This window comes from Actinomadura sp. 6N118 (assembly GCF_044326415.1).
In the GTDB taxonomy this organism is placed as follows: Bacteria; Actinomycetota; Actinomycetes; order Streptosporangiales; family Streptosporangiaceae; genus Spirillospora.
Genome location: NZ_JBIRAZ010000007.1, coordinates 394,115 through 416,680 on the forward strand (window position 1 = coordinate 394,115; position 22,566 = coordinate 416,680).

19 protein-coding genes are annotated in these 22,566 nt (G+C 69.8%); 12 read left to right on the forward strand and 7 right to left on the reverse strand.

The annotated features are described in order from the left end of the window. Positions 1 to 24: 24 nt before the first annotated feature. A complete protein-coding gene (locus tag ACH34W_RS20755) occupies positions 25 to 360 on the reverse strand; it encodes a MerR family DNA-binding transcriptional regulator (RefSeq protein WP_151558330.1) in 336 nt (111 codons plus the stop codon). A gap of 145 nt (positions 361 to 505) precedes the next feature. On the opposite strand from ACH34W_RS20755, the gene ahcY (ACH34W_RS20760) reads away from it, so the two are divergent. From ahcY (ACH34W_RS20760) to ACH34W_RS20775, 4 genes are all read left to right on the forward strand, one after another. Next, positions 506 to 1,936 carry an adenosylhomocysteinase gene (gene ahcY / locus ACH34W_RS20760; protein ID WP_395962567.1) on the forward strand — a complete coding sequence of 477 codons (1,431 nt, stop codon included), beginning with the start codon at positions 506 to 508 and terminating at the stop codon, positions 1,934 to 1,936. 87 nt (positions 1,937 to 2,023) lie between these two features. After that, a complete protein-coding gene (gene ahcY / locus ACH34W_RS20765; RefSeq protein ID WP_395962568.1) occupies positions 2,024 to 3,286 on the forward strand; it encodes an adenosylhomocysteinase in 1,263 nt (420 codons plus the stop codon). Between the two features lie 36 nt (positions 3,287 to 3,322). After that, the gene (locus ACH34W_RS20770) at positions 3,323 to 3,904 is read left to right on the forward strand and encodes a hypothetical protein (RefSeq protein WP_395962569.1); all 582 of its coding nucleotides are present in this window, start codon (positions 3,323 to 3,325) and stop codon (positions 3,902 to 3,904) included. A 231-nt stretch (positions 3,905 to 4,135) separates the two neighbouring features. Then, positions 4,136 to 5,407 (forward strand): M14 family metallopeptidase, encoded by a 1,272-nt coding sequence (locus ACH34W_RS20775; protein ID WP_395962570.1) that lies wholly within the window; start codon positions 4,136 to 4,138, stop codon positions 5,405 to 5,407. Between the two features lie 102 nt (positions 5,408 to 5,509). On the opposite strand, the gene ACH34W_RS20780 is transcribed toward ACH34W_RS20775, so the two are convergent. Further along, positions 5,510 to 6,946 carry an RDD family protein gene (locus tag ACH34W_RS20780; protein ID WP_395962571.1) on the reverse strand — a complete coding sequence of 479 codons (1,437 nt, stop codon included), beginning with the start codon at positions 6,944 to 6,946 and terminating at the stop codon, positions 5,510 to 5,512. A 73-nt stretch (positions 6,947 to 7,019) separates the two neighbouring features. Between ACH34W_RS20780 and ACH34W_RS20785 the strand changes: the two genes are divergently transcribed. Beyond that, positions 7,020 to 8,015 (forward strand): stage II sporulation protein M, encoded by a 996-nt coding sequence (locus tag ACH34W_RS20785; protein ID WP_395962572.1) that lies wholly within the window; start codon positions 7,020 to 7,022, stop codon positions 8,013 to 8,015. 95 nt (positions 8,016 to 8,110) lie between these two features. On the opposite strand, the gene ACH34W_RS20790 is transcribed toward ACH34W_RS20785, so the two are convergent. From ACH34W_RS20790 to ACH34W_RS20810, 5 genes are all read right to left on the reverse strand, one after another. Then, positions 8,111 to 9,421, reverse strand: coding sequence for a DUF58 domain-containing protein (locus ACH34W_RS20790; protein ID WP_395962573.1), 1,311 nt, complete (start codon positions 9,419 to 9,421; stop codon positions 8,111 to 8,113). Further along, a complete protein-coding gene (locus ACH34W_RS20795) occupies positions 9,421 to 10,380 on the reverse strand; it encodes an AAA family ATPase (RefSeq protein ID WP_395962722.1) in 960 nt (319 codons plus the stop codon). The genes ACH34W_RS20790 and ACH34W_RS20795 overlap by 1 nt, the downstream gene beginning before the upstream one ends. Before the next feature lie 74 nt (positions 10,381 to 10,454). Beyond that, complete coding sequence (locus ACH34W_RS20800) at positions 10,455 to 11,690, reverse strand: DUF4350 domain-containing protein (protein WP_395962574.1); 1,236 nt, start codon at positions 11,688 to 11,690, stop codon at positions 10,455 to 10,457. Then, positions 11,687 to 12,436: a DUF4129 domain-containing protein gene (locus ACH34W_RS20805; protein WP_395962576.1), complete on the reverse strand. Its 750-nt coding sequence runs from the start codon at positions 12,434 to 12,436 to the stop codon at positions 11,687 to 11,689. Before ACH34W_RS20805 ends, ACH34W_RS20800 begins: the two co-directional genes overlap by 4 nt. After that, on the reverse strand, positions 12,426 to 13,541 hold the full coding sequence (locus tag ACH34W_RS20810; RefSeq protein WP_395962577.1) for a hypothetical protein: 1,116 nt from the start codon (positions 13,539 to 13,541) through the stop codon (positions 12,426 to 12,428). Before ACH34W_RS20810 ends, ACH34W_RS20805 begins: the two co-directional genes overlap by 11 nt. Before the next feature lie 361 nt (positions 13,542 to 13,902). Here ACH34W_RS20810 and mtrA point away from each other — a divergent pair, with 361 nt between their 5' ends. The 7 genes from mtrA (at position 13,903) to ACH34W_RS20845 (ending at position 22,565) form a co-directional block, all read left to right on the forward strand. After that, positions 13,903 to 14,580: an MtrAB system response regulator MtrA gene (mtrA, locus tag ACH34W_RS20815; RefSeq protein ID WP_151558308.1), complete on the forward strand. Its 678-nt coding sequence runs from the start codon at positions 13,903 to 13,905 to the stop codon at positions 14,578 to 14,580. 70 nt (positions 14,581 to 14,650) lie between these two features. Then, positions 14,651 to 16,288 carry an MtrAB system histidine kinase MtrB gene (mtrB, locus tag ACH34W_RS20820; RefSeq protein ID WP_395962578.1) on the forward strand — a complete coding sequence of 546 codons (1,638 nt, stop codon included), beginning with the start codon at positions 14,651 to 14,653 and terminating at the stop codon, positions 16,286 to 16,288. Further along, positions 16,285 to 18,105 (forward strand): LpqB family beta-propeller domain-containing protein, encoded by a 1,821-nt coding sequence (locus ACH34W_RS20825; RefSeq protein WP_395962579.1) that lies wholly within the window; start codon positions 16,285 to 16,287, stop codon positions 18,103 to 18,105. Before mtrB ends, ACH34W_RS20825 begins: the two co-directional genes overlap by 4 nt. An 85-nt stretch (positions 18,106 to 18,190) precedes the next feature. Further along, on the forward strand, positions 18,191 to 18,955 hold the full coding sequence (locus ACH34W_RS20830) for a ComF family protein (protein ID WP_395962580.1): 765 nt from the start codon (positions 18,191 to 18,193) through the stop codon (positions 18,953 to 18,955). Positions 18,956 to 19,630: 675 nt separating this feature from the next. Beyond that, positions 19,631 to 20,302, forward strand: a complete 672-nt coding sequence (gene hpf / locus ACH34W_RS20835; protein ID WP_395962581.1) for a ribosome hibernation-promoting factor, HPF/YfiA family — start codon at positions 19,631 to 19,633, stop codon at positions 20,300 to 20,302. A 216-nt stretch (positions 20,303 to 20,518) separates the two neighbouring features. Next, positions 20,519 to 21,217 (forward strand): response regulator, encoded by a 699-nt coding sequence (locus ACH34W_RS20840; protein ID WP_395962723.1) that lies wholly within the window; start codon positions 20,519 to 20,521, stop codon positions 21,215 to 21,217. A gap of 160 nt (positions 21,218 to 21,377) precedes the next feature. After that, the gene (locus tag ACH34W_RS20845) at positions 21,378 to 22,565 is read left to right on the forward strand and encodes a winged helix-turn-helix domain-containing protein (protein ID WP_395962582.1); all 1,188 of its coding nucleotides are present in this window, start codon (positions 21,378 to 21,380) and stop codon (positions 22,563 to 22,565) included. The last annotated feature ends 1 nt before the right edge of the window (position 22,566 follow it).

The following is a 22,566-nucleotide window of genomic DNA, read 5'->3' on the forward strand; positions in this document are numbered from 1 at the left end:
GCCGACGGCGGGCGGTCGGCTCGGTTAGCGACGGCGGAGGAGGCGGAGGGCCTTTTCCTTCTCGAAGTCGAGGGCTCGGGTGGGCGGGGCTGAGAGGCGGCCGATCCGTTCGCCCAGCTCTCGGACGCGGGCCTGGACCTCGGGCTCGGCGAGTACGCGGAGGCCGAAGGCCAGCTCCGCCGGGCCTATGTCATAGCGTTTCTCCAGAGCCAGGGCGAGGGCGACCGCGCGGAGTTCGGTGTCGCCGAAGCGGCGGTGGCCGCTCTGCTCGCGGGTGGGCGGCAACAGTCCGAGGGCCTCGCGGTAGCGGAGCATGCGGGGTGAGGTGCCGAGCCGCCGGGCGGCCTCCGTGATGCGCATGGGGATGATTCTGACAAATTAGTGTCAGAAAGTCGCCCCGGAGCGTGCCTCAGCCACCTGGCCGCGCCTAGACTCGCGGGCGGACCCACAGTCATGGGCGCGGTGGGCGCCGATCCTCCACGTGGACGCAAGGAGCAACGTAAGCATGGACTACAAGGTCGCCGATCTGTCGCTGGCCGACTTCGGGCGCCGGGAGATCCGGCTCGCCGAGCACGAGATGCCCGGTCTGATGGCCGTACGCAAGGAGTACGCCGAGGCCAAGCCGCTGCGCGGGGCCAAGATCATGGGCTCGCTGCACATGACGATCCAGACCGCCGTGCTGATCGAGACGCTGGTGGAGCTGGGCGCCGACGTCCGCTGGGTGTCGTGCAACATCTTCTCCACCCAGGACCACGCCGCGGCAGCGGTCGTCGTGGGTTCTGAGGGCACCGTCGAGGACCCGAAGGGCGTGCCGGTGTTCGCCTGGAAGGGTGAGACGCTGGAGGAGTACTGGTGGTGCACCGACCAGGCGCTGTCCTGGCCCGACGGCACCCCGCCGAACATGATCCTCGACGATGGCGGCGACGCCACGATGCTGGTCCACAAGGGCGCCGAGTACGAGAAGGCGGGCGCCGTCCCGTCCGCGGGTGAGGGCGACCCCGAGGAGTGGGGGATCGTCCTCGAGACGCTGCGCCGCACGATCGGTGAGCGTCCCGGGCGCTGGACCGAGGCGGCCGCCGCGATCAAGGGCGTGACCGAGGAGACCACGACCGGTGTGCACCGGCTGTACGAGATGCACAATGCCGGCACGCTGGCGTTCCCGGCGATCAACGTCAACGACTCGGTGACCAAGTCCAAGTTCGACAACAAGTACGGCTGCCGCCACTCGGTGATCGACGGTCTCAACCGCGCCACCGACGTGCTGATCGGCGGCAAGGTCGCGCTCGTGGCCGGCTACGGCGACGTGGGCAAGGGCTGCGCCGAGGCGCTCAAGGGCCAGGGCGCCCGCGTGATCGTCACCGAGGTCGACCCGATCTGCGCCCTGCAGGCCGCGATGGACGGCTTCCAGGTCGCCACGCTGGACGACGTGGTCGGCACCGTCGACATCTTCGTGACCACGACCGGCAACTTCAACATCATCACGGCCGACCACATGGCCCGGATGAAGCACCAGGCGATCGTGTCCAACATCGGGCACTTCGACAACGAGATCGACATGGCCGGCCTCGCCCGGATCCCGGGCATCGTCAAGACCGAGATCAAGCCGCAGGTGCACGAGTGGCGCTTCCCGGACGGCCACACCATCCTGGTGCTCGCCGAGGGCCGCCTGATGAACCTGGGCTGCGCCACCGGCCACCCCTCGTTCGTCATGTCCAACTCGTTCACCAACCAGGTGATCGCGCAGATCGAGCTGTTCACCAAGGCCGAGGAGTACCCGCTCGGCGTCTACGTCCTGCCCAAGCACCTGGACGAGAAGGTCGCGCGCCTGCACCTGGACGCGCTCGGCGTGAAGCTGACCAAGCTCACCAAGGAGCAGGCCGAGTACATCGGCGTCGACGTCGAGGGCCCCTTCAAGCCCGACCACTACCGGTATTGATCAGGTTCCGGTAGATCTTCTGAACGACGATCAGCCGCCGTACGGCCGTTGCGGTCGTGCGGCGGCTGTCGTTCACCCGGGGGAGGAATGCAGATGAGTGACATTGCGGACGCTTCGCTGGCGTACCAGGGCGTCAAGCGGATCGAGTGGGCCGACCGGACCATGCCGGTGCTGCGGCAGATCCGGGACCGGTTCGCCGCCGAACGGCCGCTGGACGGTTTCAAGATCGCGGCGTGCATGCACGTGACGACCGAGACCGCGAACCTCATCCGTACCCTCCAGGCAGGCGGCGCCAGCGTCGCGCTGGCCGCCTCCAACCCGCTGTCCACGCAGGACGACACCGCCGCCGCGCTCGTCCTGGAGTACGGTGCCGAGGTCTTCGCCCGCTCGGGCATCGATCGCGAGGGCTATTACCGGCATATCCACCAGGCGCTGGAGACAGGCCCGGATCTGGTGCTCGACGACGGCTGCGATCTCGTCAACACCCTGCACATCGAACGCACCGACCTGCTCGCCACGGTCAAGGGCGGCTGCGAGGAGACGACCACCGGGGTCATCCGGCTCCACCAGATGGCGCGTGAGGGCGCGCTGCGGTTCCCGATGGTGGCGGTGAACGACACCGACACCAAGCACATGTTCGACAACCGCTACGGCACCGGCCAGTCCACGCTCGACGGCATCATCCGTGCCACCAATACCTTGCTCGCAGGCAAGACGATCGTTATCGCGGGGTTCGGCTACTGCGGGCGGGGCCTGGCCGAACGTGCCCGTGGCCTCGGCGCCCGCGTCGTCATCACCGAGATCGACCCCGTGAAGGCGCTGGACGCCGCGCTGCAGGGCTTCACCGTCCTGCCGATGGCCCAGGCCGCCGAGCACGGCGACGTCTTCATCACCGTCACCGGCAACCGCGAGGTGATCGCCGCCGAGCATCTGGCAGTGATGAAGGACGGCGCGATCCTCGCCAACTCCGGGCACTTCGACGTCGAGATCGACGTACGCGCCCTGGGAGACCTGGCGGTCGAGGTCCACCGCGGCGTCCGGCCCCAGGCGGACGAGTACGTTCTCGCCGACGGGCGCCGCCTGGTGCTGCTGGCCGAGGGGCGCCTGGTCAACCTCGCCGCCGCCGAGGGCCACCCGGCGGCCGTCATGGACATGTCGTTCGCCGACCAGGCTCTCACCTGCGCCTGGCTGGCCAAGGCACACGCCGGCCTCGCGCCCGCCCTCCACGACGTACCCAAGGAGATCGACACCGAGGTCGCCCGGCTCAAGCTGGCCTCCATGTCGATCGGCATCGACACCCTCACCCCGGAGCAGGAGGACTACCTCCACTCCTGGCGTCTGGGCTCCTGATCGTTCGGGTGGCGGCCCTGCGGTAACGTCCTTCGCGTGCCGCGCGGAACCTACCTTCACCTCGACGAAGACCTTGAGGAACGTTTCCAGTGCGCGCCGGGTGCGGGTGGGTGGCGGTACGTGGGGGAGCGCTCCGACGGCGTCCGGCTCGACCTCGTCGTGGACGGGCGGTGGCGGCAGATCCGGATGGAGCTGGTCGCTCCCGACTGGTGGATCCGGGGTGGCGTGACCGGTCACGAGCTCGCGTGGGTACGGGCGGCTTCGGGTGCGGAGACCGCGACCGAGCATGGTGAACGCGCCGCGGCGTTCATAGGGGATTCGCCGGGCTTTCTCGTGGCGGTGGGCCGGACGTTGCGGCTCCGGAAGGGCGAGCAGGCCGACGTGCGCCTCGTTCGGCTGAGCGGCCCGGCGCTGTCCGCGCTGACCGAAACCTGGCGCTGGCGGCTGGCGGAGATCGAGACGCACGAGACCGAGACCGCCCCGCTGCCGGTGGAACGATATGAGGTCACCGATCTGGCGACCGGCGAGGTGGCCATGGTGCACCTGGCCGGAGACGTGGTCCTGGCCGCCCCCGGAATCGAGCTGACCGAGCTCGGATCGCCGCCCAATCTCAGCTGATCACACATTTTCAATGGACACCGTTGAAATTTCAGTCCGATTTTGATTGGGACTGAACACGGGCCATTCAAACAGCCGATGACCTGCATTGACAGGTAATGGCTCCTTCTATCGGCTGATCGCTGCCGCCATTGTCAAAGGACGCCGCAGCGGTCATCGTGACGGCACCGCGAGCGCTCGTGGACCCCCTGTGGAAACCCCCGCACATGCGAATGGCAGGTGTCCCGTCACATGGTGATCCCCCGAAGACTCGCTTCCGTCGCCGCGGTCCTCGCGGCCTTCCTCATGGTCCTGGCCGGGCAGTCCGGCGCCGGGGCGGCCGCGCCCGCTCCCGACTCGCCGTCCAAGCAGTACCTGGTGACCGGCGCGGCAACGGCCCAGCAGCGGTCCCAGCTGGCCCGTACGGGCGCCGCGATCGACAACGTGCGCGCCGACGGCTCGGTCGAGGTCAGCGCCATCCCGTCCGAGGTCAGCGCCATCAAGCGGCTCGGGCTCAAGGTCAGCTTGCTCCCCGCCCCCGGCCCGCAACCGCGCGCCGCCACCTCGTACCACACCTATGCCGAGACGCTGGCCGAGATCGACCAGGTCGTCGCCAACTACCCGCAGATCGCGCGCAAGTTCGTCGCGGGCAAGTCGTACCAGGGCAGGGACATCGTCGGCGTCAAGATCAGTGACAACGTCGCCGCCGACGAGGCCGAGCCCGAGGTGCTCTACATCGCCAACATCCACGCGCGGGAGCGGATCACCAACGAGCAGGCGCTCTACCTGATCGGCATCCTCACCAAGGAGTACAACGCGACCAGCCGCATCACGAGCATCGTCAACAGCCGGGAGATCTGGATCATCCCGATCTCGAACCCCGACGGCCAGGTCTACGACATGACCAGCGACACGTCGGCGGGCCGCATGTGGCGCAAGAACCGCAGGCCCAACTCGACCTCGACCGGCACCGACCTCAACCGGAACTTCGCCTACCGGTGGGGCTGCTGCGGCGGCTCGTCGGGCAACGGCGCCAGCGAGACCTACCGCGGCCCGTCTGCGGAGTCCGAGCCGGAGACGAAGGTCCTCGCCAACTTCGCCCGCAGCCGCGTCGTGGGCGGCGTCCAGCAACTGAAGATCTTCCTGGACATCCACTCGTACGGCGAACTGGTGCTCTGGCCGTTCGGCTACACCTACAACAACACCGTGCCCGGCGCCCTGTCGGCGGACGAGGAGGCGACCCACCGCACCATCGGGCGCCAGATGGCGAACTCCAACGGCTACACGCCACAGCAGGCCAGCGACCTCTACATCACCGACGGCACGACAGATGACTGGTTCTGGGGCAACCAGCGCATCTTCTCCTACACGTTCGAGATGTACGGCAGCAACTTCTACCCGTCACCATCCATCATCGAGCGGGAGACCTCCCGTAACCGGGACGCCCTGCTCGCTCTGACCGAGTACGCAGACTGCCCCTACCGGGCCATCGGCAAGCAGCAGCAGTACTGCGGCACGCCCTAGCGAATCAGGAACCCCCGCCGGCCGATTCCCACCGGAGCCACCATCCGGTGGGAACGGTCGGCGTGCCGTATCCCGCGGTTGACTGCCTCCGCGCCTCGGGCTTTACGGCGCCGCCGGAGGTGAATCCTGCGGTGGAGACGAATCTTGCGGTGAAGGCGACGCCTGCCGTGGGGGCGAATCCTGCGGTGGGGGCGAATCCTGGGGTGGTCCAGCAGACGGGGCTTGCGGCGGCCCTTGGGCTGGCCCCTGATGTGGCCCGTGGGGCGGTCCGAGGGGAGCGCCCTGCGGTGGCCCAGGTGGGCCGTGCAGCGGGCTTTGCGGTGGCCCTGGGGGAGGCCCCAGCGGTGGCCCAGGAGGCAATCCTTGGGGCGGTCCGAGAGGTGGGCCCTGCCAGGGGCCCTGCGGCGGGCCCTGGGGAGGTCCTTGGGGCGGGTAGGGAGGTTGGTGGGGCGGCGGCTGGCTTCCGTACTGATAGGGGTACGGCGGCGGCTGAGGCTGTGGGCCGTGTTGCGGCGGCTGGTATGGCGGCTGGTATGGGCCTGGGCCTTGCCCGGGCGGCGGCGGCTGGTTCAGGACTCCTTGGTACGGACCGGCGCCGTAGTTCGCGGGCGGCACGAACGTGGGACGGCCTGGCACCGGGCCGCTGAACGGCGGCGGAGCCGGAGGGCCTTGACGCGGGCCGGGAGCAGGCGCCGCGCCCGCCATGGCCATCGCGGGCGCCGGGGCGGGGCTGGCCGGACCCGGCCAGGCGGTCAGCTGCTGTCCCGCGATCCGCATCCGGCGTGCCTTGCGCTGTGCGAGCCGCCATTCGTCACGGCGGCGCCGCTCGGCCAGGATGGCAGACAAGAGGATCTCGGGGCGTACGCCGGGCGGCGGGGGTGGGCTGACCACGGCGGTGACCTGGTCGGTGATCCGCTGGCCCAGCGCGTCTCGTACCTCGGGCAGCAGATCCCAGAAGCGAGCGAGGTACTGCCGCGCGGTCATCGCCAGTTCGTCCGACAGCTGCGAGAGCTCCAGCGTCTGCGCCCAGCCGGCCAGCTGCGGCGGCATCACCGCGATCGGGCCGTAGATCGACGTGCCGGACGCCCGTTCCTGGATGACCACCGTTCCCGCGAAGAGGTCGCCCAGGCGCTTGCCGTGCTTACTGAACAGCGACGCGATCAACGCGGGCGCGCCCGCGAAGGCCCAGAACTCCACGTACCCCGCCAGCGCGCGGACCAGCGCCTGCCGGAACCGGATCGGCCCGCCGTCGTCGGAGACCACCCGCAGCCCCAGCGCGAGCTTGCCGAGCGTACGGCCCCGGGTCATGGTCTCGAAGATGCTGGGATAGCCCACCTGCACCAGGACGGTCGTCAGGATGACGAGCCCGGCAGACCAAGCGTCGTCGGCGACCAACTCGGTCATGCGGGCCGGGATCAGCGCGAAGTTGAGGATCACAAGCTGGATCATCAGGTCTATCAGGAGCGCGCAGGCGCGGCTGGCCAGCCGCGCGACCTTGATCTCGACCGCGACGGCCTCACCGGTGACGAGTTCGGCCATGTACTACTCCTGCGTCGGGCGCCGGGGAGGTCCATTTTGCCCGGTCGGTGATCGGACACGTTACTCTCCCCAGGTGGACGTCGATGCCTATGTGGCCGCCCATAACGACGAATGGCAGCGTCTGGAGCGGTTGATCAACAACAGCCGCAAGCTGACCGGTGCCGAAGTCGACGAGCTGGTCGAGCTCTATCAGCGCACCGCGACCCACCTCTCGGTGGTCCGGTCCGGCTCGCCCGACCCGCTGCTCGTCGGGCGCCTGACGTCCCTGGTGGCGCGTGGCCGCGCGGCCGTCGCGGGTGCGCAGGCGCCGATGTGGCGGGATTTCTCCAGGTTCTTCAGCGCGTCGTTCCCGGCCGCCGCCTACCGGCTCCGCTGGTGGTGGATCGGCAATGCGCTGCTCGGCAATCTGCTCGCCTTCGCCCTGGCGGTCTGGATCGTCAAGAACCCGGAGGTCCAGGCCTCGATCGCGACGCCGAGCCAGATCCGCGACATCGTCGACAAGGACTTCGCCAACTACTACACCGAGCATTCGGCGGCGTCGTTCGCCTTCAAGGTCTGGATCAACAACGCCTGGGTCTCCGCGGTCGCCCTGATCTTCGGCATCCTGCTGGGCATCCCGACGATCATCGTGCTGGTCATGAACCAGCTCAATCTCGGCGTGATGGCCGGGCTGATGATCGCCAACGGCAAGGGAGACGTGTTCTTCGGGCTGATCCTTCCGCACGGCCTGCTGGAGCTGACCGCGGTCTACCTGGCCTGCGCCGCCGGACTGAAGATCGGCTGGACCATCGTCGACCCGGGCCGCCGTCCCCGCGCGCAGGCGCTCGCCGAGGAGGGCCGCGCGATGATGAGCATCGCCCTCGGCCTGATCGTCGTCTTGCTGGTCTCCGGTCTGATCGAGGGCTTTGTGACCGGCTGGGTCCACACCACCTGGCTGCGCATCGGCATCGGCGTGGTCGCCGAGGTCACGTTCCTCGCGTACGTCATCGTGCTGGGCCGCCGTGCCGTCCGCGAGGGCGAGACCGGCGAGAGCCCCGAACGTCCCGACGTCGTCCCCACCGCGGGCTGACCTGCCACGGTCCTCACCGTGGGCTGACCTGCCACAGACCGACGTTTCACCGACCGCTCGCGCCATAGGCAGCGGTCCCTTGCGGCGCTGCTCCGTTAGAGGCGGCCGCCGGCTTTTAGGGCCAGGTAGGCGTCGGCTAGGGCGGGGGCCAGTTCGTCTGGCGGGGCGTCGACGACCTCGACTCCGTACTTGCGCAGCTCGGCGGTGAGACGGCGGCGGTCGGCGCGGGCCTGTTCGGCTGCGGCCGCGTCGTACACGGCGGCCAGATCCCCCCGCGCGGCGGCCATCTCGTTGACGCGCGGGTCGGACACCGAGGCGATCATCAGCAGATGCCGTGCGGTGAGCTGCGGCAGGACGGGGAGCAGGCCCTCCTCGATCGCGGCCGTGTTGAGCTCGGTCAGCAGCACCACCAGGCAGCGCTGCCGGACGCGCGACATGAGCGTGGAGACCATCCCGGCGGCGTCGCACTCGATCAGTTCGGGCTCGATCGGCGCCAGGGCCTGCACCATGGCGGGCAGCAGGTCGGTGCGCGAGGCGCCCTCGACCCGGGCCCGCACGCGGCGGTCGTACGCGAGCAGGTCGACCCGGTCACCGGCCCGGGACGCCAGGGCGCCGAGCAGCAGCGCCGCGTCCATCGAACAGTCCAGGCGCGGGATGTCGCCCACGCGCCCGGCGGACGTGCGGCCCGTGTCGAGGACGAGGTAGATCCGGCGGTCGCGCTCGGGCCGCCATGTCCGGACGACCACGTCGGCCCGGCGCGCGGTGGCCCGCCAGTCGATCGAACGCACGTCGTCGCCGTCCACGTACTCTCGCAGCGAGTCGAACTCGGTGCCCTGGCCACGGATGAGCGCCACGTGCTGCCCGGTCAGCTCGCGCAGCCTGGCCAGCTTGGCGGGCAGATGGCGGCGGGACGGGAACGCCGGCAACACCCGCAGCGTCCAGGGCGCGGCGCGCGACAGCTGCCGGGCGGCAAGGCCGAGCGGGCCGACCGAACGGACCGTGACGGTCACCGCTTTGCGGTCGCCGCGCCGCGACGGCACGAGCGTCATGTCGATGCGGCGGCGTTCTCCCGGCGGCACGTTGATGACGACCGTGCGCCCGTCGCCGGAGCCGTCCGGGGTCGCGTTGGCGCTCGGCGGCCAGACGTCGCGCAGCCTGGCCTTCACCCTGCGGCCGCCGAGGTTCTCCACGATGAGGGCCACATGCGCGGTCTGGCCGAGCCGTACGTTCGTGTCGCCGGTCCGGTGGAAGCGCAGCGCGCGCACGTTCCCTGCCAGCGCCAAGTCGAGCAGCACGCCGAGCAGCAGGACGCCCCAGATCGCGAGCAGCGTCCACCAGCTCGGCAGGAAGATCGGGACGGCCGCGCCGAGCAGCGCGAGCAGTCCCAGGCGCCCGGTCAGCGCCATCAGCGTGGGGCGGGGACGTGGGCGAGGATGCCCTCCAGCACGCCGTCCGCGGTCGCGCCCTCCAGCTCGGCCTCGGGGCGCAGCTGCGTCCGGTGGCGGAGCGTCGGGCGGGCCAGCGCCTTCACGTCGTCTGGCGTCACGTAGTCACGGCCGGACAGCCATGCCCACGCGCGCGACGTGGCCAGCAGCGCGGTCGCACCACGCGGCGAGACGCCCAGCTGGAGCGACGGGGACTGGCGGGTGGCCCGGCAGATGTCGACGACGTAGGCGGCGACCTTGGGGTCGAGGTGGACGCCGCGCACGGCGGCCCGTCCGGCGGCCAGCTCGGCGGCGCCCGCGACCGCGGTGACCTCCGACAGGTCGCGCGGGTCGAATCCGGCAGCGTGCCGCTGCAACATCGCGATCTCGTCGTCCCGGGCCGGCACCGGGACGGTCAGCTTCAGCAGGAACCGGTCGAGCTGGGCCTCGGGCAGCGGGTAGGTGCCCTCGTACTCGATCGGGTTCTGCGTGGCGCAGACGACGAACGGGTCGGGCAGCGGACGGCCGGTGCCCTCGACCGACACCTGCCGTTCCTCCATCGCCTCCAGCAGCGAGGCCTGCGTCTTGGGCGGCGTCCGGTTGATCTCGTCGGCCAGCAGCAGGTTGGTGAACACCGGGCCCTCACGGAACTCGAACTCCGCGGTCCGGTTGTCGTAGATCAGCGAGCCGGTGACGTCGCCGGGCATCAGGTCGGGCGTGAACTGCACCCGCTTGAAGTCCAGGTCGAGCGCGTGCGACAGCGTCCGGATCATCAGCGTCTTGGCCGTGCCGGGCACACCCTCCAGCAGCACGTGGCCCCGGCAGAGCAGCGCGATGACCAGGCCGGTCACCACCGAGTCCTGGCCGACGACGGTCTTGGCCACCTCGGCGCGCAGCGCGGTCAGCGCCGCCCGCGCGCTCGCGGCCTGCTCGGCGTCCACCGCGGCCGGAGCTCCGCTGGACTCGGGCGTATCAACAGGTGGTTCGCCGTCCTTGGCGAGCTCCACGGGATTGTTCACGATTGCCGAACCTGCCTTTCCAGGTCGTCGAGAAAGTCGGTGAGCCCCACCAGCTGCGCGTCGTCCGCAGGCTCAGGACCGTACAGCGCCGCGCCGATCGCCGCCTCGCCGGCGTTCGTGCGGCGGGCGACCGCGGCGACGATCTCCTGCGCCGCCGCCGGATCCTGCGCGGCGCTGCGGGGCAGTCCGAGCAGTGGAACGAGCCGTTCAAGGGCACCTGCACGCAGGGCCGCGGCGGCGCGGTCCCGGGCGTGATGGGCACGGTACAGCCGGGCGCGTCCCTCGACCGTCTCGGCGGAACGGACGGCGACGGGCAGCGCCTCGGCGATCACCGGGCCGAGCCGCCGCCCCCGCCACAGCGCGATGAGCACGACCGCGACGGCCAGCTGGAAGAAGAAGAGATTCACGCCGTGCGGGATCAGGTCCCTGAGCGCCGTGTCCCCGCCGCTGCCCGCGCGCGGGCGCTCGGGGATCAGCCAGACCACGGACGAACGGGCACCCGCGAGGTTCATCGCCAGCGCCGCGTTGCCCTCTTTGGCGAGGTGCTCGTTGGTGAGCGGCGTGGCGGAGCCGATGATCGTGACCGTCCGGCCGCCGGCCGCGGCGGGCGGAAGCTGGACGACCCGCGCGAACTCGTCGGCGCGGTAGCAGCTGGTCGCGACCGCGCCGGGCGGGAACTCGTAGGTCTCCGAATCCCGGTTGAAGTCGACCCTGCCCGCGAGCGTCGCCGCCGGCAGGGAGCAGCCCGGGGCGGCCACTTTCTCGAAGGATTCAGCCGCCGGGAAGACACCGGGAGCCAGCGCCTCCAGGAGCGCGCGGCTCGGCGTGACCAGCAGGAGGTCGCCGGACGCCGCCCGCAGGCGGTCGACGTCGGCCGCTCTGAGGTTCTCCGGCCTGGTGATCACGAGGACGGAGGAGGGGTTGCTCTGGGCCACGGCGTCGGCCGAGCGGCGCGTCACCGTGACGGGAGTGCCGCGCTGCTTGAGGACCTCGACGAGAGCGCGGGTGCCGTCGCGGCCCGGCTCGGTGGGGTCGAGGTACCCCGGCGTGACCGTCGGTTTGAGCGCGGCCAGGATGATCGCCACGATCACCATCGCGAAGATCACGAAGACGATCCCGCGCGCCGCCCGCCAGCGGCGCCCGGCCACCTGCCGCGCCGTCGTCTCGCCGCCGCCGTTGCCGCCTGCGGGTGGGACGGAAGGTTGCGCGGGCGCGCTGATCGTGTCCGTCATCGTCCTTCACCGCCCGTCTCAGCCGGGATGTACGGCGACCGCCACCCACCCGCAGCGGGGTCAGCGCCGGCGCCCTGGAGAACGCCTTGGCCGTCGGCCTCGTCCTCGCCGTCCTTGCCCCCGCCGTCAAGCGGCCGGGGGCGCGTGGCCCGTACCCGTTCGTCCAGCGTGGTGAGCGTGGCGTAGCCCTCCGCCGTGCCCGGCCGGTCGCCGTACCAGACGTCGTCGAAGATCCGTACGCCCGTGAGGAGGTCGGTGGCCAGCTCCGGCAGCGCCTGCCCGGCCTCGGCCGCCAGCTCGTCGGCGGTACGGCCCGGTCTCGGTCCGAGGATGGCTCGTTCCTCCAGATCACGGGCGATGGCTCGCAGCCGTTCCCGGATCGCCTCCGCCCACTGGCCCGCGGCGGCGTGCCGTTCGGCGGCGTCGCGATGGTCGCGCGAGGCCGAGGGCTTCTCTTCGAGGAGCGGAGCCTTGCGGGAACGGGTGAGGCGGCGGCCGCGCATGAGCCATGCGACGATCGCGATCGCCGCCGCCAGGATCACGAGGATGATGACGATCGAGACCCATCCGCCGCCGTTGCCTTGCGCCTGCGGCGCCGACGCGTCCTCGAACAGGCCGTTCAGCCAATCGGTGAACTGGTCCCACAACTTCTCCAGCCAGGACGAGTTGTCCTGGTACATCTGCTTTTCGAGCTCGCGGCGGGCCAGCTCCCGGGCCTCGTCCCGCCCGATCGGATCAATGATCATGAGGAACCCCGGGGTAGGGGGAGGTGATCAGCGGGCTCGGCCGCCACAGGTCGAAGAACCCATCGTCGCCGGGCTCCGTGGCGGTGGATCCGTCCGCAGGGGCCTGGGCGTGGTCGTCGGTGGCCGGGACGTGCGCCGGCGCGGGGGCCGTGTCCTCGGCGGGACGGGTGCGGAGGTCGAGGTCGAGGCCCTCGCGCCGCATGCGGCGGTCGAAGTAGAGCAGCGCGATCACGCCCGCGTCGAACGGCAGCACCACCGACCAGCTGACGATGCGGCCGACCGTGTCGAGGGCGATCTTCAGGACCAGCTCGCTGCCGTGCGGGTCGCGCTCGAAGAAGACCAGGTCGGCGACCAGGAACGGGATCCGCAGCGCGAAGAACCCCATGAAGAACGTGATCATCATGGTGAGCAGCAGCGTGCCGCAGGTCCGCCACCAGCGGCCCCGGGACAGCGCGGTGGCGCGCCGCAGAGCCCCGGTGAACGTCTGCCGTTCCAGCACCACGGCGGGCGAGCCCAGCACCAGCAGGACGTACAGCCAGATCATGAGGGCCAGGCCCGCCGGGATCCCGATGACCCCGGCCAGCACGCTCAGCGCCGGATGCGTCTCGGCGGCGACGAGCATGGCGAACGGGGCGAGCGGAAGGATCAGTCCGAGCAGCGCGGCGAGGATGACCACGGCCGATACGGCGGCCAGGCGGCCCAGCCGGGGCCGGGTGTCCCGCCACGCCTGCCGCAACGAGGCCGGCCGCTCGAACATGCTGCGCCCCAGCACCGGGCCGAGAAACCCCGAGAGCAGGAGGATTCCGTACGCCGAAAGGGTCATGCCGAGCGCGCCGAGCCAGAGCTGGGTGCCCACCGACTCCCAGAACTTGCTGCGCGTGAAGCCGCCGCTCGCCTCCGGGCCCAGCAGGTAGTACGCCATGAGCGAGCCGAGCACCTGGATCACCGTGGTCACGGCCACCGAAAGGCCCAGCGTGGCCCGCGGATGGCGGCGCATCCCGGCGATGGCGCCGTCCATCATCTCCGAGATCGACATCGGCCGGAACGGGACGTCGCCACCCAGGAGAGGGGCGTCGTCAGGCTCCCACCCTTTCGGTCCCGGCATCTCTCTGCTCCCAGTACGGCGGCCAACGTGCGAACGAACGGACCTCTCGAAGTTCTCGTCATCCTGTCATGAGCTAAGCGAGCCTTGTCCGCCTAAAGCGCACGTGGGTGCAAGCTGTGGAACGCGAACCTTGCCCGTTAACGTGTGGTGCAACTCGTGGCAAATCCGGGTCAACCCACGGCCAGGTTGGGGAGTCCCAGTTGACAATCGGGCCTTTGAACACCGGTATCTGCGAGCCGGTGCCCCGTGCCCGGTGGCCAGGAGGGGTCATGTACAAGGCAAACGCGGGTAACCTTGCACCCCTAGATGTAATTCTCGCCACCCCACTCCACCGAACCCCGACTTTGTGACGATGAGGGCCATGAGAGGACGTGTACTGGTCGTCGACGACGACCTCGCGCTCGCCGAAATGCTTGGCATCGTGCTGAGGGGCGAGGGCTTCGAGCCGTCGTTCGTGCACGACGGCGACAAGGCGCTCGAAGCGTTCCGGGAGACGCGGCCCGATCTCGTGCTGCTCGACCTGATGCTTCCCGGCGCGGACGGCATCGACGTCTGCCGCCAGATCCGCGCCGAATCCGGCATACCGATCGTCATGCTGACGGCCAAGAGCGACACCGTCGACGTGGTCCTCGGCCTGGAATCGGGCGCGGACGACTACATCGTCAAGCCGTTCAAGCCCAAGGAGCTCGTGGCGCGCGTCCGCGCCCGCCTGCGGCGCACCGACGAGCCGGCGCCCGAGACCCTGCTGATCGGCGACATCACGATCGACGTGGCGGGCCACTCGGTGAAGCGGGGCGACAAGCACATCCCGCTCACCCCGCTGGAGTTCGACCTGCTGGTCGCCCTGGCCCGCAAGCCGCGCCAGGTGTTCACCCGCGAGGTGCTGCTGGAGCAGGTCTGGGGCTACCGGCACGCCGCCGACACCCGCCTGGTCAACGTGCACGTACAGCGGCTCCGGGCCAAGATCGAGAAGGACCCGGAACGCCCGGAGATCGTCGTCACCGTGCGCGGTGTCGGCTACAAGGCCGGTCCGGCATAGCCGCGCCCCTGTCCGGACCCCCGGTGAGCAGCAGGAATCCACGGCCAGGCCGGCCATGACCACGATGAACATGACCGCGATCAGGCGGAACGTGCGACGCGGGCTCGTCACGTTCCGCCGGATCGTGCGCGGCGTCGCGCGGCGCCTCTACACGCGGTGGCGCCGTTCCATCCAGGTCCGGGTGGTCACGTCCACGCTGGTCATCTCCGCGATCGTGGTGGCGATCCTCGGCGTCTTCCTCCAGCTGCGGATCAGCTCCGCGCTCCTGGAGGCCAAGACCAACACGGCGACCGGCCAGCTCGACGAGGGCCTCGCCGCGGTCCGGCGCGAGCTGGCCAGTTCCGCCGAGACCGGCGGCCGCGTCGAGAGCGTGGTCAACGGGCTCCGGGCGCGCAGCGGCCCGTCCGGGCTGTACGAGGTCTACATCCGTGACACGCGGAACGAGTTCGTCGACGGCTGGGGCACCAACGGGCTGGAGGCGAAGAGCGTCCCGCGGCGCCTGCGCGAGCAGCTCAAGCAGTCGGCGGCCAGTTCCAGCTTCACCACTGCCAGCACGTACGGGACGCTGACGTACACCGATCCTGAACGCCCGTCGCAGCGCAGCCTCATTGTGGGTGGGCAGGCCGGGCAGTTCGAGCTTTATTACCTCTTCCCGCTCACTCAGGAGGAGAGGACTCTGACCGATGTGCAGCGGACCCTGGTCGGCGTCGGTGCCGTCCTGGTGCTGCTGCTTGCGGCGATCGCCTCGCTGGTCACGCGGCAGGTCGTCATCCCGGTGCGGCTGGCGGCGCAGGGAGCCCAGCGGCTGGCGGCGGGGCGGCTCGAAGAGCGGATGAAGGTACGCGGCGAGGACGATCTGGCGCGCCTGGCCACCTCGTTCAACGACATGGCCGCCAACCTCCAAGACAAGATCGGCGAGCTGGAGGACCTGTCGCAGGTGCAGCGGCAGTTCGTGTCGGACGTGTCGCACGAGCTGCGCACGCCGCTGACCACCATCCGCATCGCCGCCGACATGCTCTACGAGCACCGCGACACGTTCGACGACCCGTCGGTGGGGAGGTCCGCGGAGCTGCTGCAGAGCCAGCTCGAACGGTTCGAGTCGCTGCTGGCCGACCTGCTGGAGATCAGCCGCCACGACGCCGGGGCGGCGACGCTGGACGCCGAGTCGGTGGACGTACGCGACCTGGTGTTGCGTGCCGTGGACGACTCCCAGACGCTGGCCGAACGCAAGGGCAGCAAGATGGTGCTCCAGCTGCCGGGCGAGCCCTGCATGGCCGAGGTCGACAGCCGCCGGGTCGAACGTATCCTGCGAAACCTGCTGGTCAACGCCGTCGAACACGGCGAGGGCGAGGACATCGTGGTGTCCGTGGCCGCTGACCGCGACGCGGTTGCGGTGGCCGTGCGCGATCACGGCGTCGGGCTGAAACCGGGGGAGGGGCAGATGGTCTTCGACCGCTTCTGGCGTGCCGACCCAGCCCGCGCGCGCACCACCGGCGGGACCGGCCTGGGCCTGTCGATCTCGCGCGAGGACGCCCAGCTGCACGGCGGCTGGCTGCAGGCTTGGGGCGAGCCCGGGGTCGGCTCGCAGTTCCGCCTGTCGCTGCCGCGGATCGCTGGAGCCGAGCTGCGCGGCTCGCCGCTGCCGCTCGTGCCGCCGGGTGCCGGCACATCGCGGCCCCTGTTCGCGGAGCTGGAGGTAGGCGAATGACCATGCCCTCCCGCCGGCCCTCCCGCCGCCGATCTCGTCCCGCCGTCATGACTGCGGCGATGCTGATGGCTTGCGTCAGCGCTTGCGCGACCGTGCCCAGCGGTGGCCGGGTGGTGTCCGGCAAGACCGCCGACCGGGCCGAGCAGGCCGACGATCCGTACGTCCGGCTCATCCCGGTCCGGCCGCGGACGGGCTGGTCGCCGACGCAGATCGTCTCGGGCTTCCTGTACGCCTCGGCGAGCTTCGACGACGGCCAGAAGGTCGCCCGCGAGTATCTGGCCGGCAACACCGGCTGGAAGGTCGGTACCCGGCCCGCGGTCACGGTCTTCGGCGACGCCCGGTTCGAGCCGCGGATCGAGAAGATGAACGACACGCAGGCCACCGTGAAACTCGCGGGCAAGCAGCTCGGCGCGATCAACACCGACGGCCAGTACACCGCCGATCCCCGGGACGTCGTCGTCAGCTTCCAGCTCACCCGGACGCAGCCGGGGACGTGGCGGATCACCGGGCTGCCCACGGAGGGCCAGGTCGGCCTGCTGCTCACCAAGGCCGACGTCGACCGCGCGTTCCGTTCGATGAACCTGTACTTCTTCACGCCCGACCAGCGGCGGCTCGTGCCCAACGGGGTCTTCCTGCCGCTGGCCAACCGGCGGCACCTGGCCACCCACCTGGTCCGGGCGTTGTTGTCCGGGCCCACGTCCTGGCTGAGCCCGGCGGTGAAGAGCGCCTTCCCTGCCAACACCAAGCTGCTCGGCGGCGGTGTCGACATCGACAAGGACGACATCGCCACGGTCAACCTCAGCCGCGAAGCGGCCGGCGGCAATCCCGAACGCATGTCGTCCCAGCTCAGCTGGACGTTGCGGCAGCTCTCCGAGATCAAGCAGTGGCGGCTGAAGATCGATGGCGACGAGATCGCGCCCGACGGCCACGACGCCACCCAGCCGATCCGGTCCTGGCAGGAGTACGCCCCGGACGGGAACCTGAGCGAGGAAGCGCAGAGCGCCGAGACCCCCTACTTCATCGGGGAAAAGGGCCTGCTGAGCGGGCTGGCCTCGGGCGAGGAGAATCCCCTCACCCAGAGCCTTGCCTACCGCCTCATACGCCCCGCGGTCGCGCCGGACAAGTCGGAGGCGGCCGGCCTGAGTCCTGACCGCAGCCAGGTGCTCCTGACCAAGGGCGTGGTCGGCGCGCGCGAGGTGCAGACCCTGCTGGTACACCAGCGGCCCGGCTCGCGCTTCACCGCCCCCACCTGGGATCGCAATAACCAGCTGTGGGTCGTCGAGACGGACAAGAACAAGTCCTGGCTATGGGTGCGCAAGCGCGGCCAGCCGTTCCAGCGGGTCGAGCACTGGGGACTCGGCGGCCGTGAGGTCCTCGCGCTCCGGCTGGCCCGCGACGGCGTCCGGGCTGCCGCGATCGTCAAGGTCGACAACCGCACCCAGGTGCAACTCGGGCGTATCGCCTACGACGACAAGGGTGCCATCGACGCGGGTATCTTCCTGCCGGTCAGCTCGGAGCTGGAAGATGCCATCGACCTGTCGTGGCGCGACTATGGCACCCTCGCCGTGCTCGGGCGCCGACGGTCCGAGTCGCAGGTCCTGCCCTACCTCGTTCCGGTCAGCGGCAGCGCTATCAGCCCGCTGGGCGGTGGCATCCAGGGCGAGCCCAACTCGATCGCAGCCTCGCCGGGCGCCCCCGTCTACCTCGGTACTCGCAACGGCCAGCACAACGTGATCTGCCATCAGCAATTGGCCCGTGACCAGTTCAGCGAGTGGACGTGCCCGATCAAGGGCTCCGATCCGAACTACTACCGCTGAGAGTCCGAACCACTACCGCTGGGAGTTATCCACAGTTTGCGCGGGGTCTGGCCGTGGACCGAGACCTTCGGGCATCGTCGTCCGCATGCGCTTATTCGAGACCCTGCTCGATCTGGCCCTGCCTCAACGTTGCGCAGGCTGCGGTGTCCTTGACCAGCCTGGCGGCGTCCTCGACCAATCCATCTGCACGCTCTGCGCGGCCCTTCTGAGCGGCCCCGCCCGCAGAGCCTCGCCCGTTCCCGTGCCGCTCGGGCTTCCGCCGCCCTGGACGATCTCCGCGTACGAGGGTCCGGTCCAAGCCCTGATCGTCGCTCACAAGGAGCGCGGCCGCACGAGCCTGGCCCGCCCGCTGGGCCGGGCCCTCGCCAAGAGCGCTCTCGCGGCTCTAGAGGCCGGGTCTCCCGGGTGGGGCGGTCATGACGCGCAGGCGGGTCATGAGAGGGGCGTGAGCGGCTCTCATAGCGCCACAGAGGGCCTGGGGGTGGTGGCCTTGGTCCCGGTGCCGTCCTCGGCCATGGCGGTGCGGCAGCGGGGACATGACGCGACTCGCCGGATGGCCTCGTTCGCGGTGCAGGAGATCCAAGCGGCGGGAGTACGGGTCGTGCGGGTGGACGCCCTGCGTCAGAGACGGCGGGTCGCTGATCAGGCGGGGCTGTCGTCGACGGCGCGCGCCGTCAATCTGGTGGGGGCGTTCGAGGCGGTGGCATGGGTGGCCGGGAGGCGGGTCGTCGTGGCCGACGACGTGATCACGAGTGGAGCGACATCGGCGGAGGCTGCGCGGGCCCTGCGGGCTGCCGGTGCTGATGTGGTGGGCGTCGCGACTGTCGCCGCGACGCCACGAAAATGGTGACGGCCGGGGGAGGGTGACTTTCTTCACTGTAAGGCGCCGACACGATAACGAGTTACCCACCGTCACGGAATCTTGCCCGAGATGTCTCATCTGGGTGGGAAGCTTCTGATATCTACAGTCACGAGCTGTCATCGCGCCGGTCGGAATTTCCAAACTCACCGAGCGGTCAGATGCCCGTGACCTGCATTGAGACCGCGACCCCCACCCCCGCGCTCGCGGGGGTTCACGGCACGTGAGCGGCTTCGCGGGAGCGTTCGAGAGTGGCAATGCGACCCCAAACGATGACGGTGTGTGAGTTTTTCCTCCGTTCACCCCCCTGACATTCGTGGCGGAAGGGGTTAGCGTTCCTGACATGGCACCCGCCCGGGTCCGTGGTTGCGTCGGATCGCAGTGCTCTGTGAGGGCACGGAAGGCGGTCCGGCTAGCCGATGCCAGGCGCAGGCGAAACGGCCCACGTAAGGCGACTTCTCGTCGACCGATCACGGTGCGCCTTAGAGGTAAGTCCTGCCTCATCGGGGGATCCGACATCCCCCGAAGCGAGAGAAGGGTAGTAGTGGCGAGAGCGCCGCGAGGCTCTCAGCAGGCGGATGTGGGGACGAAGACCAGGTCGGCCGGGCGGGTGCGACCCCGAAAGAACGGGAGCCCGTCATTTTCCGGGAGAAGGGGGGGTCCCGCGTGGACATCATCGTGAAGGGCCGCCGTACGGACGTCAACGACAGGTTTCGGCGGCACGTCGACAACAAACTGGCCAAGATCGAGAAGCTGAACCACAAGGTCATCCGCGTTGATGTGGAGGTGTCGCAGGAGCGTAATCCGCGCCAGGCCGACCGGCGGGAACGCGTCGAGCTCACCATCCACCACAGCGGGCCTGTCATCCGGGCCGAGGCCGCGGCCGACGATCGATACGGAGCCCTCGACCTGGCGCTCGACAAGCTTGAGTCCCGGTTGCGGCGCGACAGTGACCGGCGCAAGGTCCACAAGGCCCACCACGGCAAGTCCCCGGCGAAGCTGGCCACCATGGAACAGCTGCCGCCCGAGCCCCTGCCCGAGCCGGTGGCCGCGACCACCGTCACGGAGACCGCCGAGCCGGAACTCGACGGTTACGAGCCCGCCGACCTCTCGGCGGACGAGCATATTGTGCCGATCTCCATGGAGGGCGACGGCCCCATCGTCGTCCGGGAGAAGTTCCACAAGGCCGAGCCCATGGGCATTGAGCAGGCCCTCTTCGAAATGGAGCTGGTGGGCCACGACTTCTTCCTGTTCCGCGACAAGGCCAGCGGGCAGTCCTCCGTCGTCTACCGGCGACGGGGCTGGGACTACGGCGTCATCCGCCTTGTCGAAGAGTGATGTGGCACATGCGACACGTCACCCCGCCGAGCATGTCATGATCTAGAAAGCAAGCCGCGGACGCGGTGGTCCGGGGCCCGTGTCGGCCCCGGACCACCGCGCTCCACATGACCCAAGATCACGCACAGTGAAGGGGGGAAGCGGCGTCTCCTCCACGTCGCGACTCAGGTGAGCGAGAATCCCGAGACTCGCGGCGCCGCGGCGGTACCCCGTCAGGTGGCCGCAGGTGACTCCGCCGCGTCCGGCGAGTCCGATCCGATCAGAGTGCTCATCGTCGACGATCACGCGCTCTTCCGGCGCGGCCTGGAGATGGTCCTGCAGAGCGAGTCCGACATCGAGGTCATCGGTGAGGGCGGCGACGGCCACGAGGCCGTCCAGATGGCGGGCGACCTGCTTCCCGACGTCGTCCTGATGGACATCCGCATGCCCCGCCGCTCCGGCATCGAGGCCTGCACGGCGATCAAGGAGGCCGCCCCCAGCGCCAAGATCGTGATGCTGACCATCAGCGACGAGGAAGAGGACCTCTTCGAGGCGATCAAAGCCGGTGCCAGCGGCTACCTGCTCAAGGAGATCTCCATCGACGAGGTCCCGCAGGCGGTGCGCGCCGTGCACGGCGGCCAGTCCCTGATCAGCCCCTCGATGGCGTCCAAGCTGATCACCGAGTTCGCCTCCCTCTCCAAGCGCAGCGAGGAGCGCACCCAGCAGGTGCCGGCTCCCCGGCTGACCGAACGCGAGATGGAAGTGCTCCGCCTGGTGGCCCGCGGCTTGGGCAACCGGGAGATCGCCAAGGAACTCTTCATCTCCGAGAACACCGTGAAAAACCACGTCCGCAACATCCTGGAGAAGCTCCAGCTGCACTCCCGGATGGAAGCCGTGGTCTACGCAGTCCGAGAGAAACTCCTAGAAATCACCTGACCCCCAACGCCCCCCGGGCGCGATCAGCAGCGCGCCTCTTCTCCTGATACGGCCGATTCGACGCGCCTGATATTGCCGATTCGACGATCGCGCGCCGGCCGCCTCCATGTGCGGCAACCGCCGAAGGCGTTTTGTCGGTGTTGTGTCCTACGATCGCGGCGTGAGCCACGTTCAACTGACAGCCGACGAAGCCCGCCGTCTCCAACTGCGCGCACAGGGTCTGCTGGGTGCCGCCGGGCAAGGTCATCGCGACGGGGGAGTCCCGGCTCTCCTTGAGCATCTGGGCGCCGTCCAACTCGACACGATCTCCGTGCTCGCGCGTTCCCACGAGCTCGTTCCGTATGCCCGCCTGGGCGCGGTCGGGCGCGCGGCCGTCGAGGACGCCTATTGGGGCGACGGAGCGACTTTCGAATACTGGGCGCACGCCGCCAGCATCCTGCCCATCTCCGAGTGGCCGTCGTTCGCCTTCCGCCGCCGTGCGTTCCGCGACCGGGGAGTGCGCTGGCACAAGGTTCCCGACGGGGCCCGCGAAGACGTCCTCAAGCGCCTCCGCACCGACGGCCCGCTCACCACCAAGGAGATCGGCGGAGCCAAGTCGGGCGGCGACTGGTGGCAGTGGAGCGACGCCAAGATCGCGATCGAGTGGCTGCTGGACATCGGCGAGGTGGTCTGCGTGCAGCGCGTGGGCTGGCGGCGCGTCTACGACCTGGCCGAACGGGCCGTTCCCGCCGACCTTCTCGCCCAGGATCCGGACGACACGACGTGCCTGACCCGCCTCGTGTCCCACGCCGGCCGCGCCTTGGGCGTGGCCACCCGTGCCGACCTGGCCGACTACTTCCGCGTGAAGGGCGACCAGGTGTCCTCCGTCATCGAGGCCACGGATCTCGTCCCTGTCCAGGTCCAGGGCTGGAAGCATCCCGCCTGGGCCGATCCCGGTGCCCTGGGCAAGCCGCCTCGTGGCAGGCACGCCACCACCCTGCTCTCCCCGTTCGACTCCCTGGTCTGGGATCGCGCCCGCACCTCCCGGGTCTTCGGCTTCGACCACCGGCTGGAGGCCTACGTGCCCAAGGCCAAGCGCGTGCACGGCTACTTCGCCATGCCCCTCCTGGCGGGCGGCCGGCTTCTGGGCCGTGTCGACCCGGCGCGCGAGGGCAAAACCCTCGTCGCCCGCCAGGTCTCCCTTGAGCCTTGGGCGACAGCGACTCCCGCCCGCGCCGAGACCACCCTCCAAGCCCTCCGTACCGCCCTCTGGCAAGCCGCCACCTGGGTCGCCTGCGACGACGTCCGAGTGGAAAAGCTCAACCCACCCCACATCCTTCCCGCCCTGGACCTGTCGCCGACCACCTGAG